Annotated in this window: 5 protein-coding genes; 3 read left to right on the top strand and 2 right to left on the bottom strand. The window is 71.0% G+C overall.

Going from position 1 to position 6,838, the window contains the following annotated elements; genetic code table 11:
- Nucleotides 1–196 precede the first annotated feature (196 nt).
- A complete protein-coding gene (locus ACGF2V_RS03885) occupies nt 197–2,206 on the bottom strand; it encodes a DHA2 family efflux MFS transporter permease subunit (protein WP_392910673.1) in 2,010 nt (669 codons plus the stop codon).
- 1,091 nt (nt 2,207–3,297) lie between these two features.
- On the opposite strand from ACGF2V_RS03885, the gene ACGF2V_RS03880 reads away from it, so the two are divergent.
- From ACGF2V_RS03880 to ACGF2V_RS03870, 3 genes are all read left to right on the top strand, one after another.
- The gene (locus tag ACGF2V_RS03880) at nt 3,298–3,960 is read left to right on the top strand and encodes an HAD-IA family hydrolase (protein WP_362628276.1); all 663 of its coding nucleotides are present in this window, start codon (nt 3,298–3,300) and stop codon (nt 3,958–3,960) included.
- Nucleotides 3,961–4,522: 562 nt separating this feature from the next.
- Nucleotides 4,523–5,167, top strand: a complete 645-nt coding sequence (locus ACGF2V_RS03875) for an HNH endonuclease family protein (RefSeq protein ID WP_362628279.1) — start codon at nt 4,523–4,525, stop codon at nt 5,165–5,167.
- A 613-nt stretch (nt 5,168–5,780) separates the two neighbouring features.
- Nucleotides 5,781–6,452: a VTT domain-containing protein gene (locus ACGF2V_RS03870; protein ID WP_362704468.1), complete on the top strand. Its 672-nt coding sequence runs from the start codon at nt 5,781–5,783 to the stop codon at nt 6,450–6,452.
- On the opposite strand, the gene ACGF2V_RS03865 is transcribed toward ACGF2V_RS03870, so the two are convergent.
- Nucleotides 6,439–6,663: a DUF2277 domain-containing protein gene (locus tag ACGF2V_RS03865; RefSeq protein ID WP_362628285.1), complete on the bottom strand. Its 225-nt coding sequence runs from the start codon at nt 6,661–6,663 to the stop codon at nt 6,439–6,441. The genes ACGF2V_RS03870 and ACGF2V_RS03865 overlap by 14 nt on opposite strands.
- Nucleotides 6,664–6,838 lie beyond the last annotated feature (175 nt).

The following is a 6,838-nucleotide window of genomic DNA, read 5'->3' as shown; positions in this document are numbered from 1 at the left end:
AGGTAAGACCGGGACTCGTCCCGGCACCGCGCAGCGAAGCGGGAACCCACCCGACACCGCAGCCTTCAACGGCGCGGTAGACGGGAATCGCCCTCGTTCACGGGGGCGAGGATGTCAATACGGCCGTCGGCTCCGGGCAACGGCGGTCTCCGGAAGCGGCGCCGCCTCTGAAAGGACGGGCGCCCGGCAAGGGCGCTCAGGACGTGTCCGCAGGGCGGCCGACCGGTCCGGCGGCGTGGTCGCGGCGCGGCTCGGGGCCATGCGGCCGTTCCTTGCGGGATCCGCTCGTCACGGCGGTCAGTTCCGCCACCAGCCTGACGAGATCGGTGGGCCGTTCCGGCCCCCACCAGTCCCCGAGCCACTCGGCCATCAGCCGTTCACGGGCCTCCGCGAGCTTCACGACCACTTCGCAACCGGCATCGGTGAGCACCATCCGCAGACCCTCGCGCCGGACCAGGCCACGTTCCTCCAGCTGCCGCGCCCCGTCACCGATCACCCGCAGGGGCACGGGAGTGGTGTCGGCGAGCAGGGCCGGTTCGACCGTGCCGTGATGCCTGATCCTCAGCAGCATCCAGCTCGCTGCGGGCAGCAGGTCGTACCCCGCCTCCCTGGTGATCTTCTCGTAGGTCTCGCGACGTCCCTGGCGGGTGGCGAGCACCGACAGGGCCCGGGCGCATTCGTCGTACGAGGAGCGCTCGACGGGGTTGGACGCCAGTGTCTCGCTGGGTTCCGGGGCGGTCACCGAGCCGCGCAGCCGGTCCTCCCTGAGGAACCAGGCGAAGACGAACGCGATCAGGACGATCGGAGCCGCGTACAGGAACACATCGGTGATCGATGTCGCGTACGCGTGGAGCACCTGCGTCCGCAGCGCGGGCGGCAGCCGGTCGATGGCGCGCGGGTCGGCGGCCAGCCGTCCGGCACTGGCGCCGTACGGCAGGGGGTGCCCGGCGAGCGCCGCGGCCAGCTCGTCGGTGAGCCGGTTCGTGAAGATCGTGCCGAAGACGGCGACACCGAACGAGGCTCCGATGGAACGGAAGAACGTGGCACCGGACGTGGCGACACCGAGGTCCCGGTACGTGACGGCGTTCTGCACGGCCAGCACCAGGACCTGCACCACCAGGCCGAGGCCGGCGCCGAAGACGAAGAAGCAGGCGCTCATCTGCCAGGTGCCGCTCGTCTCGGTCAGCCGGTGCAGGAGCAACAGGCCGAGCGCGGTGACGCCGGTGCCCACGATCGGGAAGACCTTCCAGCGGCCGGTACGGCTGACGATCTGCCCGGAGGCGGTGGAGGTGAGGAGCAGCCCCAGCACCATGGGCAGCATGTGCACGCCGGACATGGTCGGCGTGATGTGGTGCACCACCTGGAGGAAGGTCGGCAGATAGGTCATCGCGCCGAACATCGCGAAGCCGACGACGAAGCTGATGGCGGAGACGAGGGTGAAGGTCCTGCCCCGGAACAGCGTCAGCGGGATGACGGGTTCGGTGGCACGGCGTTCCGTGCGGACGAAGGCCACCACCAGCAGCACGCTCAGGGCGGAGAGCGCGACGACCTGCGCCGAGCCCCAGGCCCAGGTGGAGCCGCCGAGCGAGGCGACGAGGACCAGACAGGTGGCGACGGAGGCGATGAGGAACGTACCGAGGTAGTCGATGGTGTGCTTCGTACGGTGGACCGGGATGCGCAGCACGGCGGCGATCACGAGGAGCGCGACGACGCCGATCGGCAGGTTGACGTAGAAGACCCAGCGCCAGCTGAGGTGCTCGGTGAAGAAGCCGCCGAGCAGCGGCCCGAGAATGCTCGTCGCCCCGAAGACCGCACCGAACAGGCCCTGGTACTTTCCGCGTTCGCGCGGCGGCACGAGGTCGCCGACGATCGCCATCGAGAGCACCATGAGACCGCCGCCGCCGAGGCCCTGAAGGGCCCGGAAACCGATCAGCTGCGGCATGTCCTGGGCGACCCCGCAGAGGACGGAGCCGATGAGGAAGATGACGATGGCGGCCTGGAACAGCTTCTTGCGGCCGTACTGGTCGCCGAGTTTGCCCCAGAGCGGCGTGGCCGCGGTCGACGCCAGCAGGTAGGCCGTCACCACCCAGGAAAGGTGTTCCAGCCCGCCGAGATCGCTGACGATGGTCGGCAGCGCGGTGGACACGATGGTCTGGTCGAGTGCGGCCAGCAGCATGCCGAGGAGCAGCGCCCCGATGGCCACCAGGGCCGACCGGGTGGAGCGGTTCTGACCGGAGGTCGATTCAGATTCCGGTCCTGGTTCCGATTCCGGTTCCGATTCCGTGCCCGATGGCGATTCGGACGTCGGTTCAGGTTTCGGTGCAGCTTGCCGTGCCGCTCGCCGTTCAGCTCGCCGTTCAGTTTTCGGCCCGGATGTCGGTTCAGGTTCCCGCGCGGATGGCGGTTCCGGCTCCGGCGTCGGTTCGGATTCCTCTGCCGCTGTCCGTTCCGGTTGCTCTGCGGCTGCCCGTTCCGGTTCCGGCTCCGGGGGGCTCGGGTGCTGCGCCATGGAAACGTCTCCTCGGGTCCGCTACATCCCCATCCTGGATGTTTCATGCGGTTATGGCCTGCCGAGATCTCGGGCACCGAGCGGGACACACGGCGGTTGACCGCGTTTCGGACGGCATCGGCATTCCCGTGCCGGACCGCATAATCGCGGGCAGTTCAGAGGGGTCCACCATGACCGGGCATATGGGCCCGGAGTGCGGCATGCACATGTTCAGGCCGAAGAGCGCGGGCGGGGTCTCGATCATGAACGGCGATCCGGGCACCGGCCCCTGCGTGCGCGTGCGGGGAACGCGCCGCACGGTGGCCCCGGTGAGCGGCGGCGAGGCCGCCGAGCGCCGACGAGCCGAACGGCCGGCGGCCGACAGGGGCGCAGATCGCGGCGGAGGACTTCGATCCGCTACGCATCCGGCTGTACGTCAAGCTGCGGGGCGACGTGGCACCGGAGGCCGGCGACGCACGGCTCGCGCACCCCGGGCGAGCCTCACCACCGAGGACATGGGCATTCGGCCGGTCCGGGACTCTCCCCGGCCCGGCCGGCCCGTGATCCGGCTGTTCGCCGCCGCGCCCGGCAACCTTCCCGCCCCCGCCCCGACTGCCCCGCCGCTATCACCCGGTACCGCCCACCCGTCCCCGTCCGCCCCACCGCGTTCGGGGTTCGATTGGCGTTCCCACGCCGTTTTTTGTATCGTGATGGAACAAAGTAGCCTCCGCCCGCCACCCCCTGACCGGCGGGCGAGGCTGCTTGTTCTCCACCCCGCGCCGCCACCTCCCCGCGCCCTGGAGCAGCCCATGCCGGCCACCACCCTCACAGCCCGTGCTCTCCTCCTGGACATGGACGGCACCCTCGTGAATTCCGACGCCGTCGTGGAACGCTGCTGGCGGCGCTGGGCATCACGCGAGGGTCTCGACGCGGAGGCCGTGCTGAAGGTGGTCCACGGACGTCAGGGCTACGCCACCATGGCGGTACTCCTCCCGGACCGCCCCATGGAGCAGAACCACGCGGACAACCGGGCGATGCTCGCCGAGGAGACCGCCGACACCGACGGCGTCGTCCCGGTCACCGGAGCGCGGGCCTTCATGGACGCGATCGCCACGCTTCCGCACGCCCTGGTGACCTCGGCCGACGAGGCGCTGGCCCGTACGAGAATGACGGCCTCCGGCCTGCGGATGCCGTCGGTCCGCGTCACCGCCGAGCGCGTCGGAGCCAGCAAGCCGAACCCCGAGGGCTTCCTCAAGGGCGCGGCCGAGCTGGGCTTCGCCCCGGCGGACTGCATCGTCTTCGAGGACTCCGAAGCGGGCATCGCGGCCGGCCGGGCTGCGGGCATGCGTATCGTGGGCGTCGGCACCCGGGCGGCGGCGCTCTCGCCCGACGCACACGTCGAGGACCTGACGCGACTGCGAGTGGAGACGGCGGCCGACGGCTCGATCCGACTGCGCATCGAAGCGAACTGACCCCCTCCCCCTAGGGCGTCTTCCGAAAGTCCCGTCCGGCCCGCGACGCCTGACACGGCGCCTCGCCACGTCGCCGGGATCGTCCACGTACGCCCCGTACGAGGACGACCCTCCGCCTTCGGATGCACCGCACCGGACGCTGCGGGCCCCGCCCTTCGGGCGGACGACGCCACTTTCGAAACACGCCCCAGTGCCGCATCAGGCAACGTTCGCCCCGTCAGTCGGCCACCCGGCTTGCCCGTCAGCGCGATCACCCGCCCCGACCGTGCCCACCCATCCAGCCCCCGGCCGCACAACCACTCAGCCGCGGCCAGCCGCCCAGCCTCCCGGATCGCGAATTCCCCTTCCGCATGGCTCACTTGTCACCGTCTCAGCGCATACGCCCGCGCAGACGCATGCCCACGCCCCCGCACCCCAGTCCGGTTCACCAGACCCCTTGATGTGACGTGCTCATGTCGCCACCCTGTAACCTGGCGCCCACCCCACGGAAACCTGGCGCCGCCACGATGACCGGACCCGACCGGTCGCACGTCCAAGATCCCCCCACGTCAAGGGAGTTCGCATGTCAGGCGTCTACGCGCGTCACCTCGCCGTCGCCGCAGCATCCACAGCCCTCGCCGCAACGACCGGGCTGCTCAACGCACCGACCGCCCAGGCGGCCATGCCCACGCCGGTCTCGGCATCGACCGCACGTACGTATCTGAGCCAGCTCACCGTTGCGGCCGAGGGCTCTTCGGACGGCTACAGCCGGTCCAAGTTCCCGCACTGGATCACCCAGTCCGGCGCGTGCAACACCCGCGAGGTCGTGCTGGAGCGCGACGGCACGAACGTGCAGCAGGACTCCAACTGCGCTGCGGTCGGCGGGTCCTGGTACTCGGAGTACGACGGCGCCACCTGGACCCTCGCCTCCGACCTGGACATCGACCACGTGGTACCGCTCGCCGAGGCGTGGCGGTCCGGCGCAAGCGGCTGGACCACGGCCGAACGGCAAGGGTTCGCCAATGACTTGACGCGGCCTCAGCTCATCGCGGTCACGGACAACGTCAACCAGGCCAAGGGCGACAAGGATCCGGCCGACTGGCTGCCCCCGCGCAGTTCGTACGGCTGCACCTACGCGCGCGCGTGGGTGCACGTGAAGCACTACTACGACCTGGACGTCGACCCGGCCGAGAAGAGCGCGCTGCAGGCCATCCTGAACAACTGCTGAGCCCCACCGTCCCACCGGACACGACACAGCCACCGAACGACGGAGCCGCCGAACAGCGAAGCCACCGGGCAACGAAGCTGCCGGACCCGCGCAGCCGCCGGACACGGCGCGGCCTCCCGGCACCGCACACCCGGCGGACACCGAACACGACCGGCCGTCGAACGCGGCACGGAGCGCACACACCACCCCGCCCGGGCGGAAGCCCGGGCGGAAGCCCGGGCGGGGCTTTCCCGTGGCGCGGCCGGCCCGGCCGCGCGGGGGCAGCCGCCCACCCGGCGCAGACGCACCGGGAGACACGGGCAGCGCCGCACCCCCGAAGGCGCCGGCGCGTTTTCGGCCGACCACGACCGCCGCCCGCGATCACCCGAGCCCCCATGGGGGGCACCGTCCGGCACCTGTCGGCGATGAAGCACGCCGGACGAGCGCGAAGCCCCCACAGAACTCACGCCCGGAACCCGTTCCTCCCGTTTTCCGTGCATACGTGAGCTTCCCAACATCGTCCTTATTTTATGGATCATCGGATGAGTGTCGGGCGTAGGCTGGACAGCTGGCCGTGCCGCTCCTGCCGCTCCCCTGCGACGTCGCGGCGTTGTCCCGGACCGGGGAGTAGTACTTGCTTGAGAGTGTGGCTGCGTTGACCGGCAGCTCCTGGATATACGCGGTGGTCGCCGTTTCAGTGCTCCTGGACGTCTTCCTGCCCGTGCTGCCCAGTGGGGTTCTGGTCATCACCGCCGCCACCGCGGCCACCGCGGGCTCGACGACCGTGGCCGACGCCGCCTCCGTGGAACAGGTGCCCCAGGTCCCGTCACTCCTCGCGCTGATCCTCTGCGCGACCGCCGCCTCGGTCCTCGGCGACCTCGTCGCATACCGGCTGGCCTGGCGCGGCGGCGAACGTCTGGACCGGGCCATCGCCCGTTCCCGCCGCCTCACGTCGGCCCAGGAACGCCTGGGAGGCGCCCTTTCCCGGGGCGGCGGCATCCTCGTCATCATCGCGCGTTTCGCACCGGCCGGCCGGTCGGTGGTCTCGCTGGGCGCGGGCGCCGCGCACCGCAATGTGAAGGAGTTCCTGCCGTGGTCCGCACTGGCGGGTGCGGCCTGGGCCGGTTACAGCGTGGGGCTCGGCTACTTCGGCGGGCAGTGGCTCGGCGCGACCTGGGTGGGCACGGCCGTCTCGGTCCTCGCCCTGTTCGTGGCGGGCGCGCTGGCCGCGTACTTCATGCGCCGACCGGCCGCGGCAGTGACCGCGACCGGTCGTGCCTCCGCGGCGGCGACTACGGCGTCCTGACGGCGCCCCGTATCTCCAGTCCGTCCAGCAGCCTGGCGGTCGCTTCCGCGATCTCGTCGACGGCCCGGTCGAACACCTCCCGATTGTGCGCCGCCGGGGCACGGAAGCCGGACACCTTGCGTACGAACTGCAGGGCGGCGGCCCGGATCTCCTCCTCGGTGGCCTCTTCGGGAAGGGCGGGCGGTCGAAGCGTCTTGATACTGCGGCACATGAATCCAGTGTGACCCCAGCCACTGACAACGGCCGGGACGCGTACGCGCTCCTCGCTTCTCCGTGGCCCCGTACACGCCCCGCCCCGCGCATACCGACCCCGGGCATACCGACCCCGCCCCTGCCCACCGCGCCCCTGCCTCCCCGCCCGCCACGCCCACGCTCGGACCATCGAG

This window comes from Streptomyces sp. NPDC047982 (assembly GCF_043204165.1).
Lineage (GTDB): Bacteria > Actinomycetota > Actinomycetes > Streptomycetales > Streptomycetaceae > Streptomyces.
The sequence above is the reverse complement of the archived record's forward strand: the minus strand, read 5'-3'. Positions and strand labels throughout refer to the sequence as shown.

Bases quoted from the DNA above. Each gene is read 5' to 3' on its own strand.
- ACGF2V_RS03880 (WP_362628276.1), top strand. From the start codon at position 3,298: ATGCCGGCCACCACCCTCACAGCCCGTGCTCTCCTCCTGGACATGGAC.
- ACGF2V_RS03875 (WP_362628279.1), top strand. From the start codon at position 4,523: ATGTCAGGCGTCTACGCGCGTCACCTCGCCGTCGCCGCAGCATCCACA.
- ACGF2V_RS03865 (WP_362628285.1), bottom strand. From the start codon at position 6,663: ATGTGCCGCAGTATCAAGACGCTTCGACCGCCCGCCCTTCCCGAAGAG.